Annotated in this window: 15 protein-coding genes; 5 read left to right on the forward strand and 10 right to left on the reverse strand. The window is 59.8% G+C overall.

Features of this window, described 5'->3' with window-relative positions:
* Window positions 1–12: 12 nt before the first annotated feature.
* The 4 genes from AA74_RS0121275 to AA74_RS0121290 are packed head-to-tail and all read right to left on the reverse strand — an operon-like array spanning window position 13 to window position 5763.
* A complete protein-coding gene (locus AA74_RS0121275; RefSeq protein ID WP_021241410.1) occupies window positions 13–1338 on the reverse strand; it encodes a lysine N(6)-hydroxylase/L-ornithine N(5)-oxygenase family protein in 1326 nt (441 codons plus the stop codon).
* Window positions 1335–3077: an IucA/IucC family siderophore biosynthesis protein gene (gene iucC / locus AA74_RS0121280; RefSeq protein ID WP_025913325.1), complete on the reverse strand. Its 1743-nt coding sequence runs from the start codon at window positions 3075–3077 to the stop codon at window positions 1335–1337. Before iucC ends, AA74_RS0121275 begins: the two co-directional genes overlap by 4 nt.
* A complete protein-coding gene (locus AA74_RS0121285; protein WP_025913326.1) occupies window positions 3074–4021 on the reverse strand; it encodes a GNAT family N-acetyltransferase in 948 nt (315 codons plus the stop codon). The genes iucC and AA74_RS0121285 overlap by 4 nt, the downstream gene beginning before the upstream one ends.
* Window positions 4021–5763, reverse strand: a complete 1743-nt coding sequence (locus AA74_RS0121290) for an IucA/IucC family siderophore biosynthesis protein (protein ID WP_025913327.1) — start codon at window positions 5761–5763, stop codon at window positions 4021–4023. Before AA74_RS0121290 ends, AA74_RS0121285 begins: the two co-directional genes overlap by 1 nt.
* A gap of 138 nt (window positions 5764–5901) precedes the next feature.
* Here AA74_RS0121290 and AA74_RS0121295 point away from each other — a divergent pair, with 138 nt between their 5' ends.
* The gene (locus tag AA74_RS0121295) at window positions 5902–7113 is read left to right on the forward strand and encodes an MFS transporter (protein ID WP_025913328.1); all 1212 of its coding nucleotides are present in this window, start codon (window positions 5902–5904) and stop codon (window positions 7111–7113) included.
* On the opposite strand, the gene mtfA is transcribed toward AA74_RS0121295, so the two are convergent.
* On the reverse strand, window positions 7110–7907 hold the full coding sequence (mtfA, locus tag AA74_RS0121300; protein ID WP_023325586.1) for a DgsA anti-repressor MtfA: 798 nt from the start codon (window positions 7905–7907) through the stop codon (window positions 7110–7112). The two genes, AA74_RS0121295 and mtfA, sit on opposite strands and share 4 nt — an antisense overlap.
* Before the next feature lie 216 nt (window positions 7908–8123).
* Here mtfA and AA74_RS1000000123185 point away from each other — a divergent pair, with 216 nt between their 5' ends.
* The 3 genes from AA74_RS1000000123185 to AA74_RS0121310 all read left to right on the forward strand — a co-directional run bounded on the left by AA74_RS1000000123185 (window position 8124) and on the right by AA74_RS0121310 (window position 10790).
* Window positions 8124–8270, forward strand: a complete 147-nt coding sequence (locus AA74_RS1000000123185; protein ID WP_071530926.1) for a DUF2256 domain-containing protein — start codon at window positions 8124–8126, stop codon at window positions 8268–8270.
* On the forward strand, window positions 8267–9796 hold the full coding sequence (locus tag AA74_RS0121305) for a cryptochrome/photolyase family protein (RefSeq protein WP_155267978.1): 1530 nt from the start codon (window positions 8267–8269) through the stop codon (window positions 9794–9796). The genes AA74_RS1000000123185 and AA74_RS0121305 overlap by 4 nt, the downstream gene beginning before the upstream one ends.
* A 94-nt stretch (window positions 9797–9890) precedes the next feature.
* Entirely contained in the window at window positions 9891–10790 is a 900-nt protein-coding gene (locus AA74_RS0121310; RefSeq protein WP_025913330.1) for a LysR family transcriptional regulator, read from the forward strand.
* Here AA74_RS0121310 and AA74_RS0121315 read toward each other — a convergent pair.
* The 3 genes from AA74_RS0121315 to AA74_RS0121325 all read right to left on the reverse strand — a co-directional run bounded on the left by AA74_RS0121315 (window position 10765) and on the right by AA74_RS0121325 (window position 14442).
* Complete coding sequence (locus AA74_RS0121315; protein WP_025913332.1) at window positions 10765–11553, reverse strand: substrate-binding domain-containing protein; 789 nt, start codon at window positions 11551–11553, stop codon at window positions 10765–10767. The genes AA74_RS0121310 and AA74_RS0121315 overlap by 26 nt on opposite strands.
* Window positions 11550–12863, reverse strand: a complete 1314-nt coding sequence (locus AA74_RS0121320) for an MFS transporter (protein ID WP_025913333.1) — start codon at window positions 12861–12863, stop codon at window positions 11550–11552. The genes AA74_RS0121315 and AA74_RS0121320 overlap by 4 nt, the downstream gene beginning before the upstream one ends.
* Before the next feature lie 280 nt (window positions 12864–13143).
* The gene (locus tag AA74_RS0121325; RefSeq protein ID WP_025913335.1) at window positions 13144–14442 is read right to left on the reverse strand and encodes a serine hydrolase; all 1299 of its coding nucleotides are present in this window, start codon (window positions 14440–14442) and stop codon (window positions 13144–13146) included.
* A 106-nt stretch (window positions 14443–14548) separates the two neighbouring features.
* Between AA74_RS0121325 and AA74_RS0121330 the strand changes: the two genes are divergently transcribed.
* Window positions 14549–15442: a LysR family transcriptional regulator gene (locus AA74_RS0121330; protein ID WP_008500290.1), complete on the forward strand. Its 894-nt coding sequence runs from the start codon at window positions 14549–14551 to the stop codon at window positions 15440–15442.
* On the opposite strand, the gene fumA is transcribed toward AA74_RS0121330, so the two are convergent.
* Both fumA and AA74_RS0121340 read right to left on the reverse strand, forming a co-directional pair.
* A complete protein-coding gene (gene fumA / locus AA74_RS0121335; protein ID WP_025913337.1) occupies window positions 15431–17080 on the reverse strand; it encodes a class I fumarate hydratase FumA in 1650 nt (549 codons plus the stop codon). The two genes, AA74_RS0121330 and fumA, sit on opposite strands and share 12 nt — an antisense overlap.
* 52 nt (window positions 17081–17132) lie before the next feature.
* Complete coding sequence (locus AA74_RS0121340; protein WP_023325580.1) at window positions 17133–18641, reverse strand: anion permease; 1509 nt, start codon at window positions 18639–18641, stop codon at window positions 17133–17135.
* Window positions 18642–18881 lie beyond the last annotated feature (240 nt).

An 18881-nucleotide genomic window follows, 5' to 3' on the forward strand; every position in this document is an offset into this window, starting at 1 on the left:
TGATTGTGTGTGTCAGTACTCGGAGGTTTTTGCTAATGATTTAAAAACCTGGCTGTTCTCCGGGCTGGTGGTGCTTCGCCAGTGGATAACGCCAGGGGTGGTAGCCAGCTCAAACGGCTCGTCGGCGTGCGCGCGATTCAGAATTCGCGCCGCGCGCCAGGCCATCAGGCTGAGCTGGGGTTCGGCAATGCCGAGACGGTGCATCCCGGCATTCACGGCAAACAGGCGGTTACTCTGCGGGCCGTCCCATTCGAGGGTGAAATCGTTGTTGATGCAGAAGGCTTCGTCCGTATCCAGATGCAGGCGGTGAGACAGCGGCGCCAGGAACGCAGGCTGCACGGCGCGATAGCCGGTGGCGAAAATCACAACGTCACTCTCCAGCTGCTCACGGCCGCCGTCGAGGTGATGCTGTATGCTCAGACGCTGTCCGTTTTCCAGGCGCGTCAGGGCCGTCACCGAGCGGGACGGCATCAGGTGCGCCCAGGGTTTTTCACGCAGCACTTCAAAGCGGTGGTACATGGCGCGGTAAATCGCCAGCAGGGACTCGGTGGTGATCCCGTCGGAGGTCATCTTCTGCTCGTGCAACATCTGACGACGCGCCTCTTCACCGAGCGTGGAGAAGCTGTCCACGTACTCCGGCGTGAAATACTCGTTAGCAAAGGCGGCTTCATCCAGCGCGTTGTAGTTGTTGCGCCGCGAGACCCAGTTCAGGCTCAGCGGCTGGCCCCATTCGCCGCGGAAAATATTCAGGAACAGGTCGGCGCCGCTCTGGCCGCCGCCGACAACGGTGACGCGCTTGCCCGCGAGATCCGGCGTGCGCAGCATCATCTCGCTGGCGTGGAAGCAGCTATCGTCCTGCGTCGTGACGCAGTCCGGCAGGTTGATCTGCTTACCGATCCCCACGCAGACGTGGCGCGCCAGGAAGCGATCGCGTTGGGTCACTACCTCAAACAGGCCGCTTTTCTCATCAAAGCTCACCTGCTGTACCTGCTGGCTGAAGGCGAGGTTGGTGAGGTTGTCCGCCGCCCAGCACAGGTAGTCGGCAAACTCTTCCCGTGAAACGGTGCGCTGCTCGGTGGTCAGGAAGCGGTAGAACTTTTTACGCTGCACCAGGTAGTTCAGGAAGCTGTGGCGGTTGGTCGGCTCCACGGCGCTGACCAGATCCTTCAGGAAGCTGGTCTGCATGTGGCAGTCCGGCACCATCATCCCCGGGTGCCAGGAAAAGTGCGGTTTGCGCTCAAGAAACAGCGAGCTAAAGCCGTCCAGCCCTTCTGCGAGGGCGGCGATGCTAAGGTTAAACGGGCCGATACCAATGCCGATGAAATCATAGGTTTTCATTGCGCGGACTCCCGGGAGGCCAGAAAAAGAGGGTTATCAAGGTCGGTGACGTAGTTCGGCAGCATGCGGCTGCCGCCGTCGTGTTCGGAGAAGGTCAGTTTGACCGGGTTGAGGATCACCCGAATAATTTGCGGCTTAAACAGGTCGAACGTCGCAAAGCGCTCGGCAAGCTCGGGGTGCGCGGCCATATAGCGGTGCAGAACGCCGGCGAGGATCTGATAGAAACGCGTTTCGCTGACGCCGCTTTGCAGCGTGAGGCGCGAGATAAAACGCAGCACCGTCACGAAGTTGCCGGTTTGCAGGTCATGGATGATGTAATCCGCGCTCAGGCGCGCCGTGACGGCCTTCACCTGTTTCGGCAGGCTTTCCGCCTGCGGGAAATCTTCATCCACCAGGCGCATATCGCCCTGGAAATCCTTCAGCAGGATGCGCTGCGGGATAGAGTTTTTCATCACCAGCGTCACGTTCTGGCCGTGGGCGATCAGCGCCACGCCGTAGCGGCAGAGCAGGTGATAGAACGGGATCACCGTTGCCTCAAACAGCTTTTCCAGCCACGCGTCGGCGCTTAGCCCGGAACGGTTGATCCACGCGTCAATCAGCGGGCGCCCGGCGTTATCGGTTTCCATCAGCGCCGCCAGCAGCACCGCCTGTTCGCCCTCCTGCAGATAGCAGGACGGGTTCTCGCGCCAGATCACCCCCAGCATCTCCTGATAGCGGTACGGCGCTTTCGGCAGCGCCGCATAGCCCGGATGCGACAGATATCCGGCGGCGGGTTCGCCAAGCACCTGTGCGCCAGAGCGGGCAAGCGTAGCGTCGGTGGCAAACTGCTGCTGCAGCCAGCGCGAGGCCAGCGGCCCGGCGGCAATGTATTTGCCCGGAATACCGCGATAGCAGGAGGTGTTGTAGATCGTCAGCGGAAGCTTAATGTCAAACGGCGCGCGACGGCTGGCGTTGGTGAGCGTGCGCAGGGACTGCTGCGCCAGGTACTCATCGCCAAACTCGCCCAGCTCAACCATCTCACCGCGCGCCAGCTGCGGCAGGAAATGAATGGCAATCTTCTGCTGCCACTGCCACGGGTGCAGCGGCACCGGCAGCCAGCTCTCGTCGAGGCCCAGCGCCTGCCAGCGGGCGTCAAAGCGGGCGCGCTCGGCGTTGTCCATGGCGCTCGCCAGCAGGGCGCTGATATCGCAATCGACGTCGCTGCTCCAGACCAGATGCTCCCGCTGAACGGCAACCCAGTGCAGACGAAAACGTCCGCGGTACTCCGGTGCGTACTGGCGCAGCGCGTCCAGCCCCCAGCCGCGGCGACCTTTGTTGAAAATAAACTTCGGGTGACCGCGCATCAGGCACTGTAATTCGTCCGGATCGAGGTGGATCAGCGCGTCCGCATCCAGCGCGTCACGCGCCTGCAGCAGCTGCATGTCGCCGCGCAGCGTGGCGTAGAGGTCCTCCATGTGCTCTGCCGTTTGCGCGTCGCTCATCTCCAGCACCGTCGCCAGCTGCAGCAGCGCGCTTTCCGCTTCGACGGCATCGCCGCTGGCGGTGGTCAGGCTGTCCGGGTCGATATGCAGCCAGCCCCAGATCCCGCGCGTGGCGCAAAACTGCCAGGACTCGTTGCCCATGGCGATGCGCCAGGCGTCCGACGAAACTGGCTCGGCGCGCAGGGTGCGCTCGTATTCCAGCTCGGCGAGGATCTTCGCCACCATCTCGCGGTTCACTTTTTCCCAGAGCACGTTCACAGGCCCACCTCGCTGAAGAAGCGGTGACGCTGGCTCATAATGAGGCGCGAGCGTTTATGCGGGAAGTCGAACTCTTTCACCGTGTCAAAACCGGCAGAGGAAAGGTGACGGAACAGGCGCTGGTTGTCGAAGCGCGGCTCGGCCACGATGCGCGTGGTGCGCGGTTCATCGAGATACAGGTAGTGGCTCAGACCGCGCAGCCAGCTGCGGATGTACTGCGCGCCGCGCCAGTTCTCTTCGCCCACCAGCATGTGCAGCCCGCGGTCAAACGGCTGCCAGCGGTAGTGGCGGCCAATGCGGTCTTCCGGTGCCCAGTAGAGTTCAAAATAGCCAAACGGTTGATCGTCGAAGCAGCCGATAACCGGGTAACAGTAGGGCGAGTCGAGCTGACGGCGCAGGTAGTTTTCCTGCTCGGCCTGCGGGCCCGCCATCTCCCAGAAGGCGTTCACGCGCGGGTTATTCATCCAGCGGGTAAAACGCTCGCCGTCCAGCGCCACGTCGGCCACGCGGAAGCTGAGGGTACGCTTAATTTGCGGATCGTAACGGCGATACACCTCACCCTGCGGGCGGCGAGGGCGCAGCGGGAAGTACAGTTGACGGCTCTCGTCAAACTGCATTCCGCCGCTCGCCTGCAGGCGTTCGCCCTTCAGCCACAGCGGCAATTGCCAGAAGGCGTCGCGCGCCAGATAATCACCGTGGGCCAGGCCAAACAGCGCCTGCGCCTGGGGTTCATCCTGCCAGTCCGCCCACGGCAACGTAATGCCGGTCAGCGCGGGGGCGGCCACAAACAGCTGATCCAGGGCTTCCACCAGCCAGCCGTCCGGGATCCCCTTCAGACGCTCCAGCACCGCGCTGCCGTCGAGACCCAACGCCAGCGGCAGGGCGCGATCCGTTGCGGTGCAGTGAAAGCCGTAGCCGGAATGGACGATATTCGCGATAGCCATCACGCCTTCTCCTTGTAGAACGGGTTGCTAAAGTCGAAATAGATCACCGCCGGATCGGCGATGGTGTTTTCATTGCGATCGTGCAGGTAGCAGAAGAAGTTGCCTTTGCAGTTCCAGGTCGGGCTGTCGAGCACGTAGTCGAGGCAGCGGGTCTGCTTCGCCGTGCGGCGCAGTTCTGCCAGCGCGTCGCGCACCCGGGACATCAGGCTCTCTTCGCTGTCGAAACCGGCGGCGGCGAGGGCGGCGGTGACGGCAAGGGTAGAGTTCAGCAGCAGGTAGTAAGGGAAGTAGCGCAGCAGCTGGCTCTCGCCGAAGCGGTTTTCCACCTCAGTTTCGCCAGCTTCTTTCAGCCACGTGTCAGCGCTTTCGGTCCACGCGCTGCCCTGGCAGTCGCGGTAGATCAGCCCGACCGGGAAATCCTGCTGCATCTCAACGAGGATATTTTGCTGGTGCGCCAGCAGGACCAGACCGTAGTCCGCCTCGGCGCTGAACAGCGGAAGTAACACGCGGTCGCAGTAGGCGTCCAGCCAGCAGCGGGCGGCCTGGGCGAGCGGGAGATCCAGACGCTGGCTCAGACGGCGCACCGCCGCGGCGAGCAGGCTGTCACCGCCGTCCGGCGCGGCCTGCGTCAGGCTCACCAGCACGTTGGTCTGGGTGTCTGGCGTTTCGAACAGCAGATTGACGCGCAGGGCCATCAGGCTCTCTTCCTGAATAGTGCCGCTTTCATCACGCAGTCCCGCCCAGCCGTCTTCCTGCATCACGCGCATGGTCGGGTAGCGTGCCTGTAAATCCTGCCAGCGTTCCGTTTTTGCCAGACGCGCCAGGCGCATGCCGCGCTTCACCTCTTTCACCGACAGCGTGCGCACGGAGTTGGTCAGGCGCACGCTGAGGGAGAACTTAATCATGTCGCTGTTGGTCTCGCTGTACAGCGAGCGGGAGGAGCTGGTGGGCAGCCACTGTGCGCCCGCTTCACCCAGGTCCTGCAACGAACCGTTTTCCGCCAGACGCTGGCACCAGTCCTGCTCCAGCAGATAGTCGGCCTGCCACGGGTGCATCGGCAGCAGCCAGCGGGTGTCGGTAAAGTGGCCGAGCAGCTCGGGCGCGCTCTGGGCCGCAAAGCGCAGCAGACGCTCACGCAGGGAGACGTTCAGGCTGTCGCCGGCAACGAGCGTGCTCTCAACGGCAAACCAGCGCAGCGGGAAGCGGGAGGCGAAATCGGGCAAATAGCGGCGCGCCTCGGCTTCGTTGAACGGCTCGTGAGACTTCGGTGCCGGGTGAAACGCATGGCCGACCAGCAGCGCCTGTTCCGCTTCGGCAAACGTCAGCGGCTTATCGCGCAGGGTTGCCCAACTGTGGCGTAAATCAATCGCCTGCCAGGTGTGGGCATGGCTTTCGAGAACGCGCTGCTTAAAACGCGCCAGCGTATCGGCATCCAGCGAGCCTTTTACGGACGGTTTTTCAAGAATTAAATCAACCAGTTGAGGGAAAGTGACGGCGTCACCCCTGTCGCTGTTGCTCTGAATCCGCGTTGCCGGGAAACGGTACTGATGATGCTGGGTGGGTGAGAAATAGCGTACCGGCACCCGAAGCGCCTGGGTTTGGGAAAGCGGGATATGGATCTCAGATAGCGCATCCGCATCGGTAGCGGGGAGATAGCGCCAGTCCTTCGTTTCACGCAACAGGGCGTTTAAAAAGCACTGGGCTGCAACGTCTGTACCGGCGGCGCGGAGCAGAGCACGCATAGATGTACCTCATTCCATGATTGATAATAATTCTCGTTATGATATTCATTCTGTTTACACTCGCAACCATTTTTGCAATATTTGTTTTCATAAACTTCATAATTTCCACACATTTATTGACACTATGTTCACATTCTTATGCGCGCTGACTCTGAAACCTTGACGGAAAACGTCACTTCAAAAGCTAACTGGCCCCTGGCGCTATCTGCGGGGTTACTCGGCATCGGGCAAAACGGCTTGCTGGTGATGCTCCCGCAGCTGGTCACCCTGACCGGGCTGTCTCTCTCTGTCTGGGCCGGGCTGTTGATATTTGGATCCATGCTCTTTTTACCGGCCTCGCCCTGGTGGGGGCGTCAGAGCGAGCGAAAGGGGTGTAAGTCCGTCATGCTAGCCTCGCTAAGCGGCTATCTGGCGAGTTTCGTCGTGATGTCCCTGGTGGTCTGGGGGATGGCGGCCGGAAGGCTGGATGCGGTCTGGGGGCTGGCGGGGCTTATTTTCTCGCGCCTGCTCTACGGGCTGACGGTCTCGGGGCTGGTGCCTGCGGCCCAGACGTGGGCGATTCAGCGTGCGGGGCTGGAGAAAAGAATGGCGGCGCTGGCGACGATAAGCTCCGGCCTCAGCTGCGGGCGTTTGCTCGGCCCGCCGCTGGCGGCGCTGATGCTCAGCGTTAATCCGGTGGCACCGCTCTGGCTGATGGCGGTTGCGCCGCTTATCGCCCTGCTGCTGGTGCTTCGCGAAGTCGCTGACCCGCCGCTGCCGCCGGTAGCCCACCAGGCAACCCGCCTGCAGGCCTCCATGCTGCCGTTCCTGCTGCTGGCGCTGCTGCTGGCGGCGCTGGTGAGCCTGATGCAGATTGGCCTGTCACCGCATCTTAGCCCGTTGCTGGACGGTAACGCCCGGGAGATCAGCCATCATGTCGCGCTCCTGCTGAGCCTGGCCGCGCTGGCCACGCTCGCGGCACAGTTTCTGGTGGTCCGCCCGCAGCATTTCAGCCCGGTGACATTGCTTTGCATCGCGGCGGTGCTGATGGTGGCCGGGCTTGGGCTGATGGCTGTCGCCGGTTTAGCGCTGTTCTACGTGGGGATTGTTACCACGTCACTCGGGGCGGCGATGGCCACGCCGGGCTACCAGCTGCTGCTGAACGATCGGCTAACCACGGGGAAAGGGGCGGGCGTCATCGCCACCAGCCACACGTTAGGCTACGGCGTCAGCGCGCTGATGGTGCCGGTCGTGACGCGCTTTTACGGGGAGCAGTCTTTAACGGTGGCCGCGTGGGGAATGGCATTGCTGTTTTTAGCCCTGAGCATAGGGGTATGGTCAACCGAGCGTACCCCTGCTGAAAAAGCTTAATGGACCTGGCGGGACGAATGCCCGCCGGACGCTTCATTCTGCCGCAGGCGCTGTAGCGGATCCTGCTGATAAAACTGGCAGAAACGTTGCCAGAGGGCCGGGAAACGGGGCGCGAAGAGCTCGGGCGCGCTGAAGAAGTACTCGGAGAGCACCGCAAAGCACTCAGCCGGGTCGGTTGCCGCATAGGCGTCAATGCTGGCCGCGCTTTCGCCCACCAGGTCTATTTCATCCTGGATGTTATCCATCGCCGCGTGCAGGTCGTGCTCCCAGCCCGCCACTTCGCGAAGCGGGATCCGCGGGACGCCGCTGGCGCGATCGCCGTTGCGGGTATCCAGCTTGTGCGCCACTTCATGGATAATCAGATTAAAACCGGAGGCGTCGAACGAGTCCTGAATATCGAGCCAGTTGAGGATAATCGGCCCTTGCTGCCAGCTTTGTCCGGACTGCACCACGCGCTGGTTATGCACCAGCCCAATATCGTCCTGCCATTCGTCATCCACCACGAACGGCGCAGGATAGATAAGCACTTCGTGGAAACCGTCCAGCCACTCAATGCCGAGTTCAAGCACCGGCAGACAGAAAAGCAGCGCGATGCGGGCGTTTTTCAGGGGATCGAGTTCAAACCCCTGCAGCGGCACCAGGCGCTTTTGCTGTAAAAAACGATCCGCCAGCTGAACCAGTTTCGATTGTTCATCCGGGTTTAGATTAGCCAGAACAGGGATCGTCAGGGCGTCATCCCATGGCAGCGCCACATCCCGGCCAGCCTCATTCGTTTTCCAGGGCCACTTTATCATCGCTTTGCTCGCAAACTCGTCACTTGAACAAAAATGGGAAAGTCAGATTCGGTTAAGATGCCAGAATATCGCCTGCTGCGACAAATCCAGCCTGAATAAACTATCATTTCGTACGTAGCGGTGGGTAGCGGTTTGCGGGCATCACCTTCATTTTGTGAAGTCTGTCGTAGCCTTTATCCGCAGGTGGCGTGAATAAATCAGTACGGTATTGAAAAGATGAGCGATTTCAAAGGTAACAAGCAGGACCTGCCCAGTCGACTGTGCGTGCACTGCCAGCGGCCCATGACGTGGCGCAAGAAATGGGCGAAATGCTGGAATGAGGTTAAATACTGTTCTGAGCGCTGTCGCAGGAGCCACCGTTGACCGAGCTACGTCTGATCCTGGGCGATCAGCTTAATCCGCATCACAGCTGGTTTGATACCTGCAGTCCGAACATCATTTACGTGATGCTGGAACTCCGGGCAGAAACCGCCTATGTGCTTCATCACGCCCAGAAAGTTATCGCTATCTTCGCCGCCATGCGCGCGTTTGCCTCTGCATTAAAGGAGAAGGGGCATCGGGTGAGGTATGTCCGGCTCTCTGATGACTCAAACCGCGGCGCGCTGGAAGACAATCTCAACGCGCTTGTCGCGCATTACGGCGCGGGCAGGGTGATATGGCAGGAGCCCGACGAATGGCGTCTTGATGCGCAGCTGCAGGCGTGGGCGAAGACGGTCTCCGTTGAAACGGCCTGCGTCAGCAGCGAGCATTTCTTCACCACTCGGGAACAGGTCAGCGCGTTTTTTGCGTCGCGCAAAAGCTGGCGAATGGAATACTTTTACCGGGAAATGCGCCGTCGGCACGGCGTCCTGTTGACGTCAGCAGGCGAGCCGGAAGGGGGGAAATGGAATTTCGATGCTGAAAACCGCAAGCGCTGGTCCGGCGAGCCTCCCGCGCCGGGGGACGCGCGTCCTTGCCACGATCGTTCCGCCTTATGGGCGGAGATCCAACGCTGCGGCGTAAAGACCTTCGGCGAACCGCAGGCCGACAATTTTCGCTGGCCGCTCAACCGTTCTGAAGCCAAAGCCAGGCTGGATGAATTTATCACGCACGTGCTCCCGCAGTTTGGAAACTGGCAGGACGCGATGCACACGGAGGAACCTTTTCTTTTCCATTCGTTAATTTCATTTGCGCTGAACACAAAGATGCTTAATCCGCGGGAAGTGGTTGCTGCCGCCCAGCAGGCGTGGCGTTTGGGCCACGCGCCGCTGCCTGCCGTCGAAGGGTTTATCCGGCAAATTCTCGGCTGGCGGGAGTATGTGCGCGGGATCTACTGGTCGCAGATGCCCGGCTATCGGGAACTGAATGCCTTAGACCAGCACGCCCCGCTGCCGGACTGGTTCTGGACGGGCAAGACGCAGATGCGCTGCCTGGCGCATGCCGTTGGGCAGTCGCTCACCGAGGCTTACGCCCACCATATCCAGCGCCTGATGGTCATTGGAAACTTTAGCCTGCTCAGCGGCCTGTCGCCGCAGGCGGTTCATGAATGGTATCTGGGCGTCTATATTGACGCCTTTGAGTGGGTGGAACTGCCCAATACCCTCGGCATGAGCCAGTTTGGCGATGGCGGGTTGCTGGCCAGTAAACCCTACGTCTCAAGCGCGTCATATATTCATAAGATGAGTAATTACTGTCAGGGGTGCCGGTATCAGCACAACCAGCGTACCGGAGAGCAGGCCTGCCCCTTCAATGCCCTTTACTGGGACTTCTTTGCGCGCAATCAGGCGCGTCTCGGTAACAATCCCCGCCTGGGCATTGTCTTTAAACAGCTTGCGGACATGACGGAAGAGGATCGGCAGGCCATTACCGACCGCGCCGGGTACGTCCGCCTGCATCTCAACGACCTCTGATCGGCATTTCAACGCCAGGCCGGTTGCGGCAGGTCAATAAGACGCTATTATTTTTGACTTTGTTGCGTATTCCCTGACAGGACATCCAGACGCCATGCCCGTGAATTTTGACCTTAACGATCTTTATGCTTTCAGAGCGTTAGTGGAATACGGTAACTTCCGTGTCGCCGCTGAATCTATCTGCTTATCCCAGTCGGCGCTGAGCCGCAGGATTGAAAAGCTGGAAGCCGCGCTGGGAAACAGGCTGTTCGATCGCACCACCCGCCGCGTGGCGCTGACGCTCTACGGACAAAACTTTGCCGAGCGCTCCGCGCAGCTGCTCGACAGCGTGGAGTCAATGCTGGCGGATGTCGATAAGGCCAGCGAAGAGCGGACGGGGCTGATCGCGGTTGCCGCGGTCCCTTCCGCGGCCTGTTACTTTATGCCCGACGTGATCCGGCGTTTTCAGTCCCGCTATCCGCGCGTTCGCATCAAGCTCATCGACAGCAGCGCGGGGAATGTGATTGACGCCGTGGCCCGCAGCCAGGCGGATTTCGGCATCTGCTTCGCAGGAAACCTGCCGTCTGAAATCGAATTTTTCCCGCTGGTGGAGGATGTCTACGTCGCGGCGTGCCGAAAGGATCACCCCGTGGCGCAGAAGAGTCACCTGACGTGGCAGGCGTTTTACCAGCAGGATTATATCTCCCTCGATAAAACGTCAGGTAACCGTAACCTGCTCGATCGGATGCTGGGGGATATAGTTCCCGGGCGCCCCAGCGTCTGCGAAACGCGTCACGTCACCACGATGCTCGGTATGGTAGAGGCGGGGATTGGCATCGCTGCCGTTCCCGCCATGTCAATGCCGACCTCTGAGCACACGCTGTTGACGCATCTGCCGCTGGTGGCGCCGGAAGTGAAACGCACCGTTGGGCTTATCCGGCGCCGGGGGCGCATCCAGTCTTACATTGCGGCTGAACTGGAAAAGCAGATCACCGAGCAGTATCGCCGGACGTAACGGGGATCATCCCCGTCTTCTCGATGACGGCGCGTGAGGGCGGTGAGGCGAGATAGGATAACAGCGCTTTCCCCTCGTCAGGATGTTCAGCGTGACGAGTGACCGCACCCGCGAAGCGCGTGATGTATTGCACATTGTCAGGGATTTTCCCGACAAAGGTGACGCCCTGAACCGGCAACAGCTCGCTAACCTGCTGGAAACCGACGGCGTATTTTCCTTTAGCCACTTCCGACGCGACCGGAATGCGCTCGACCATTGTCGCTTTATCGGCGACCTCCTTTTCAATGCCCAGCTTTTTGAACAGCCCCTGGCTGACGTACCTGCCGCTGGCGCTATCAGAGTAGGCGATGGAGCTGGCCTGCAGCAGCGTTTCACGCAGTTTCGCGTCGCTGCTGATATCCGGTATATCCGCTCCTTTTTTTACCACCATGCCAACGGGAGAGTCCGCAAGTTCCGTTCGCGAACCCGGCCGGGTCTGGCTGGCCTTTTCGAGCTTCTCCAGCGCATCACCCACCATAATCACCACGTCGGCCTTCTCGCCGCGCGCGAGCCGGTTTGGGATCGCCTGCGGCGTATTGCCCATTGAGGGGCCGGGGATGACCACAATTTTATCTCCGGTCTGACGTTCATACTCCGGCGCCAGCTTTTCCAGGGCGGCTTTGAAACCGCCGGAAATCATGACCTTCACGTCCTGCGCGCAGGCGCTCGCGCTCAGGAACATCAGCACCAGCGCGCTGGCGGTATAGCGAGACGTGCGTTTCATGCGGCCCCCTGTGACTTGACGGTATTTTGCAGCGACATCGCACGACGGCGGTAGAGGTAGAGCGTTGCCAGCAGGGCACATACCGCAGCGAAGCTCATCCAGTAGCCCGGCGAGGCTTTGTCACCGGTGTATTCAATCAGCGCGGTGGACATCACCGGGGTAAAGCCACCGAACACCGCCGTTGCCAGGCTGTAAGCCAGAGAGAACCCTGCTACGCGGACTTCAGCAGGCATAATTTCCGTCAGCGCCGGGATCATCGCGCCGTTATAGAGGCCGTAGAGGAAGGAGAGCCACAGCAGCACGCTCAGCATCATCGAGAAGCTGGGCGCGTTCGCCAGCAGCGTCAGGGCCGGGTAGCTGGTCGCCAGCGCCAGCAGGGTCATGGCAATCAGCACCGGCTTGCGGCCAAAACGGTCCGACAGGGCACCACCCACCGGCAGCCAGACGAAGTTAGAGATCGCCACCAGCAGCGTGACCAGCAGGCTGTCTGACGCGCTCAGCATCAGCACCTTTTTGCCAAAGGTGGGCGCATAAACGGTGATCAGATAAAAGGCCGTGGTGGTCATCGCCACCATCAGCATGCCCGCGACCACCACCTGCCAGTTCGCGAGCAGCGTTTTAAAGACCTGACGCATCTCCAGGTGATGGCGGCGCGCGCTGAACTCTTCCGTCTCCTCCAGCTTGCGGCGCAGGAAAAAGATAAACGGCACGATTAAACAGCCGAACAGGAACGGGATGCGCCAGCCCCATTCGCGGATGGCGCTCTCTTCCAGCAGCGCGTTCAGCGCAAAGCCCATTGCGGCGGCGACCATAATGGCGACCTGCTGGCTACCGGACTGCCAGCTGGTGTAAAACCCCTTGCGGCCCGGCGTGGCGATTTCCGCGAGATAGACCGACACGCCCCCAAGCTCCGCGCCGGCGGAAAAGCCCTGTAGCAGACGGCCCGTCAGCACCAGCAGCGGCGCCCAGAGACCAATACTTTGATAAGACGGGATCATCACGATCAGGAAGGTGCCTGCCGCCATAATGGAAAGCGTCACTATTAGCCCTTTGCGGCGGCCAACCTTGTCAATATAAGCCCCCAGCACAATGGCGCCGATTGGACGCATCAAAAAGCCCGCGCCGAAGACGGCAAAGGTCATCATCAGCGACGCAAATTCACTGCTCGCCGGGAAGAACGTGTGGGCGATGTAGGTGGCATAGAAGCCGAACAGAAAGAAATCGAATTGCTCAAGAAAGTTGCCGGACGTGACGCGAAGTATCGCGCCCGCCTTCGACCGTACGGTTGCAGGTGAGGTTGAGGAAAACATGGTTATCTCCAGTTTATTGTTGACGTTTTACGCGTCTGTTTCTGAAAACTGGATCAGGATGAGGAATTAGATAAGCGCAAATGCCGCATCGACTGATGCATTTCTTGCATGAATATAATCCGGCGAATAAATACCATTAATGGCAACAATAACTTAACAAAATGTTGGCTTTTTATTCACCAATATTCTGTAAGTCTCTGATATTGCGATTTTGTGATGTGGCGCAGAGGCGCGTTTCAGAATGAGCCGGGTAACCGCTTCATTACCCGGCGGAGGCCATTTAGCGCAGCGCCCTGGCAATCGCGCTAAACATCAGAGAGGCTTCCAGCGGCTGGGCGCTGAAGGACGGTTCCGCCTGCGGCCAGGTAGACCACTGGACGATGACCAGATTTTCCTTCGGGTTCACCACGATCATCTGTCCGAAAATGCCCAGCGCCCAGAGCGAACCTTTCAGCGAATCCTGTGCCGTCGGCTCTACGCCCGCGGCGTTGGCGGGCACTTCATTGTTCCACCACTGGTAGCCGTACAGCCCCTCGGGATGGCCGTCTGAGACCGAGCCTTTGGCCTTCGTCCAGTCTGACGACTGCCGGATCCAGTTTTCCGGCAGGATGGTCTTACCGTTCGGTAACGTACCGTTGTTCAGGATAAATTGCCCGAAGCGTCCCCAGTCCTCCAGCGTGGCGTTAAAGCCGTGCGCGCCGACGTCGTGCTGGCCTTTGCTGTAGGCATGCCACACGCCGTCGCTCGCCATGCCGTATGGCTGCCAGATGCTTTTCTCCAGATAGGCTGCGAGCGTCATGCCGGTGGCCCGCTCCAGCACGTCACCCAGCAGCCAGGCACCGCCCGAAGAGTAAGACCAGCTCTCTCCGGCCGGGTGCGCCCTGCGCAGCCCCTTCACTAGCTTGCGCACGCAGTCATAGGTACCCGGCTTCGCCTCGCACTCGGTGAGCTGCGCGAAGTCGGATTTAGGGTTGGTGTAATCCTCGTTCCAGGCCACGCCGGAGGTATGGGTGATCAGCTGCTTAAGCGTTACGCCGTCCCACGCGGTGCCTTTCAGGTCGGGTTCATACCGCGTGATCCGATCGTCGAGCGAGTGAATTTTTCCCTCTTTGAGGGCCACGCCCACCAGCGCCGATACCACCGATTTCCCAACCGAGCGCGAGGTCCAGAGCGTCGAGTCGGTATTGCCCTCTCCAAGATACTTCCAGGCGATTTTGCCGTCCTTCAGCACCAGCATGCCGCTGACGTTCTGCCGCTGGAGGTAGTCCTTAAGGCCGTAGCGCCTGCCGTTGACCTGATAGTGTGCGTCCGTGAGCGGCTTGTCCGACATTTCCAGCGGCACAGCGTTACCGTGGTGGAAAACATCCCCGGTGTAGTTGCGGTAGTCATTGCGAAAGCCCACCACGCGATCGGCCTGACTCCAGGTGAGCATCTTATGGGTGTCAGGCAGCGTGGTGTCGAAGGGGGCAGGGCAGGCGCTGAGGTCGGTGCCTTTACAGGCCGCCACTGCCGCAGGGGAGATCAGGGTGCTGAAGACAAGGCCCGCCAGCAGGGCATGGTTTACTTTTCTGTTTTTCATATCCGTCTCTTACAGGTTAAGAACGGCTTCAGTTTAAAAACCCCGGGGCTATAATAAAAAACGCGTAGTGGGGGAAAATCCCCCTAAAAAACAGAGGGAGCGTAGCGTGGCTGGACTGATTTACTCTTTTGCACAGCTCGAGGCATTTACCGCCGTGGCCGAGAATGGGAGCCTCAGTAAAGCCGCGGTGGCGCTGAAGAAGGACCGCACGACGCTTCGCGATCTGGTTGATTTTCTTGAGGATGGGTTGGGCTATGCGCTGTTTATTCGCGACGGCCGCACCCTGCGGCTCACGCCCGAAGGGGAACAGCTTCAGCGCCAGGCGCACCTCCTGATGCGGCAGGTAAAAGCCTTTGAGGCGTTTGCCAGAGAGGTGCCGCACGGTGCGACGCAGGACCTGACGCTGGTCTACGATCCTTTTACGCCCAGAGCCTTTCTTCACGGGGTGATTGCTGAAATGGCGGTGCGAAAAATCCGCCTCAGCCTTATCTGCGCCTCGCGGGATGAATCGGAACGGCTGCTGGCGAATAACGACGCGGATCTGGCCATCTGCCAGGCGCGCAACCGCAGCGTGGGCAACGACATGGAGTGGCGTGCCCTGGGGGCCATCGAGATGGATTTTTATGCCGCCAGCGGGCTGTTTGCGGACAGTGCTTCCCCTCTGTCGCTGCTCGATCTCTCCCTGGTACCTCAGCTCGTCATGCACCCCGCCTCGGACGAGCCGGTGGCGCGCCGCCTGCAGATTTCCGGGCATACCCTCTTTACCAATGAGCCGGAGATGCTGCGCGGTCTGCTGGAGCGCGGCTGCGGCTGGGGATTCTTACCGACGCATTTTCACGCCGGGCAGTGGCAAAACGTAAAAAGGCTGCACACCGAAGTGGGCAGCCAGGGGATTGGTCAGACGATGGTCACCATCTGGAAGCCGGGGAGCGACAAGCGCAGCACAATCGCTGAAACGCTGTCGCTCTTGCCGGACGTATGGAAGCACTCAGCGCTGTGAACAGCCTTTACACTGCGGGTTCTGGATCTGCTGGAAGAAATCGTTGCCTTTGTCATCCACCAGGATAAACGCCGGGAAGTTCTCGACCTCGATCTTCCAGATAGCTTCCATGCCCAGCTCAGGATACGCCACGCACTCCAGGCTCTTGATGCTGTTTTGCGCCAGCACCGCCGCCGGGCCGCCGATGCTGCCCAGGTAGAAGCCGCCGTGCTTATGGCAGGCGTCCGTCACCTGCTGGCTGCGGTTGCCTTTCGCCAGCATGATCATGCTCGCGCCGTGGGACTGCAGTAAGTCCACATACGAATCCATGCGCCCTGCCGTGGTTGGGCCGAGGGAGCCAGACGCGTAGCCTTCCGGCGTTTTGGCCGGGCCCGCGTAGTAAATCGGATGATCTTTGACGTACTGCGGCAGTTCTTCGCCGTTGTCGATCAGCTCTTTCAGCTTCGCGTGGGCGATGTCGCGCGCCACGATGATGGTTCCGTTCAGCGACAGGCGGGTAGAGACCGGGTGCGCGGAAAGCTGCGCCAGGATCTCATTCATCGGCTTGTTCAGGTTGATGCTGACCACGTCGCCTTCGCCCTGCTGGCGCAGCGATTCAGGAATGTACTGGCCCGGGTTGTGCTCCAGCTTCTCAATCCAGATCCCGTCGCGGTTGATTTTCGCTTTGATGTTGCGGTCCGCGGAGCAGGAGACCCCCATGCCGATAGGGCAGGAGGCGCCGTGGCGCGGCAGGCGGATCACGCGGATGTCGTGGGCGAAGTATTTACCGCCAAACTGCGCGCCGAGGCCGAGGTTCTGGGCTTCCTGGAGCAGCTCCTGTTCGAGCTGAACGTCGCGGAACGCCTGGCCGTGTTCGTTACCTTCCGTTGGCAGCGCGTCGTAGTAGCGCGTGGAGGCCAGCTTCACGGTTTTCAACGTGGCTTCCGCCGAGGTGCCGCCGATCACGAACGCGATATGGTACGGCGGGCAGGCCGCGGTACCGAGAGTGCGCATCTTCTCAACCAGATAGTTTTTCAGCTTCGCCGGGGTGATCAGCGCTTTGGTTTCCTGGTAGAGATAGGTTTTGTTGGCAGAGCCGCCGCCTTTTGCCATGCACAGGAATTTGTACTCATCGCCGTCCACGCTGTAGAGGTCAATCTGCGCCGGCAGGTTGGTGCCGGTGTTCACCTCTTTATACATATCCAGCGCCGCGTTCTGGGAGTAGCGCAGGTTGTCTTCAATGTAGGTGTTGTACACCCCCTGACTCAGGGCCGCTTCGTCACCGCCGCCGGTCCAGACGCGCTGGCCTTTTTTACCCATGATGATCGCCGTGCCGGTATCCTGGCAGGTTGGCAGCACGCCTTTAGCGGCGATTTCAGAGTTACGCAGGAACTGCAGGGCAACGTACTTATCGTTCTGGCTCGCTTCCGGGTCGTCAAGAATGGCGGCAACCTGCTTCTGGTGGGAAGGACGCAGCATAAATGCGGCGTCGTGGAAGGCCTGCTGCGCCAGCAGGGTCAGCGCTTCCGGCTCCACTTTCAGCACTTCCTGGCCTTCGAACTCGGCAACGGAAACGTGCTCTTTGGTCAGCAGATAGTATTCGGTGTCGTCGTGCGCCAGTGGGAAGGGGTTTTGATAAAAAAACGGTTTGTTTGACATAGCTTGCTCCAAAAAAATAAAACCGCCGGAGGAGAAGTCCGGCGGTCAGGAATCAGAACATCATGGACATCCACGGATAGCCAATCAGCAGCAGGGCCGCCAGGAAGATGGCACCGAAGATGGTGCCGAGGCGCCAGTAGTCTTTGGTTGGCAGGTAGCCGCTACCGTAGTAGATCGGGCTTGGGCCAGTGCCGTACGGGGTGATGATCCCCATCACGCCCAGCGAGGTCACCATCAGCAGAACGAACACTTCCATATTCATGCCCGGGATAGTGGAGGCGATGGTCAGCATCGCTGGCAGCAGCGCCGTGGTGTGCGCGGTGGTGCTGGCAAACAGGTAATGCAGCAGGTAGAACGCCAGCAGCAGCACGATGGTCGCTACGCCCGGAGAGATACCGCTCATCAGCAGACCGCCTTCTTTACCTAACCAGCTGATAAAGCCGGTAGAGGAGAGGCCATCCGCCAGCGCCACCAGGGTGGCGAACCAGACGAAGGTGTTCCACGCGGCTTTATTACCGGTGATGTCGTTCCACTCCAGCACGCCGGTCCACAGCATCAGGCCGACGATGAGCAGGGCAGCCATAGCCGGTTCAATCCACGCGGCGGCAAAGATCCACATCAGCAGCGCACAGCACACGAACACCAGCAGCAGGATTTCATTGCGGGACAGTTTGCCCAGTTTTTCCAGCTCACGGGTCGCCCACAGCGGCACTTCGTTGTTTACCTTCACTTCTGGTGGGTAGAACCAGTAGGCCAGCAGCGGCATGGTCAGAATCAGCAGGATACCCAGCGGCAGGAAGGCGAGGAACCAGGTCCCCCAGGAGATATCGATTCCAACCGTACTTTTCACCAGCGCCAGGGCCAGCAGGTTCGGCGCAAGTGCGGAGAGGAACATTGAGCTGGTGATACAGGCCGCGGTGATCGCCACCCACATCAGATACGAACCAATCTTACGCGCGCTTGGGTCGTTCGGTTTTGAACCGTACAGCGGCGGCAGGTTAGCGATGATCGGGTAGATGGTCCCGCCGCTGCGCGCGGTGTTGGACGGGGTGAACGGTGCCAGCAGCAGGTCAGCAAACGTAATCGCGTAACCGAGCGTCAGGCTGCGACGGCCGAGGTATTTCACCAGAATCAGCGCCAGACGGCGGCCGAAGCGGGTTTTGTCATAGCCTGCGGCGAACATAAAGGCACCGAAAATTAGCCAGACGGTAGAGTTACCAAACCCGCTCACCGCCCATTTAAAGGAGGCGCCCGCCAGCTTGAATTTCGGATCAGCCAGCTGTTCAGGGCTGAACAGCACCCACTGGCTGCACAGCGCAATGGCGACCACGCCGGTGAGACCGATCACCGCGCCCGGCAGCGGTTCGAAGATCAAACCGACGATCACGCCAACGAAGATAGCGAAATAGTGCCACGCGTAAGGAGGCAGGCCTTCCGGTACCGGAACAAACAGCAGCAGTACGGCGACGATGACGGGCAGTGCCATCATCAGCAGACGTTTTGCGTTTCCATTTGATGCCTGGTTCGCCACAGGGGGCGTTACAGCAGTTTTTGTATTCATAGTTTCACGTCTTAAGTTGTCAAAGATTCGGTCGTACTGAAAAACAAAATCACTTTCTTAAGTTTCTTTGCTTTTTTTAGTTATTAAAGGTGCGATTTTTTATTTTCAGTAATAGCAATTTAACGCTTTTATGGAGGCGCTAAATTAAAAATTGATGATGTTTTTATATTGCGCTTTTGGATGCCATAACTATTGATCGTGATCAAAAAAATAGAATTGCAGCGTTATTTTTATGCTTTT

The sequence above is a fragment of the Enterobacter sp. 5-4 genome (assembly GCF_000612205.1).
Lineage (GTDB): Bacteria > Pseudomonadota > Gammaproteobacteria > Enterobacterales > Enterobacteriaceae > Enterobacter > Enterobacter roggenkampii.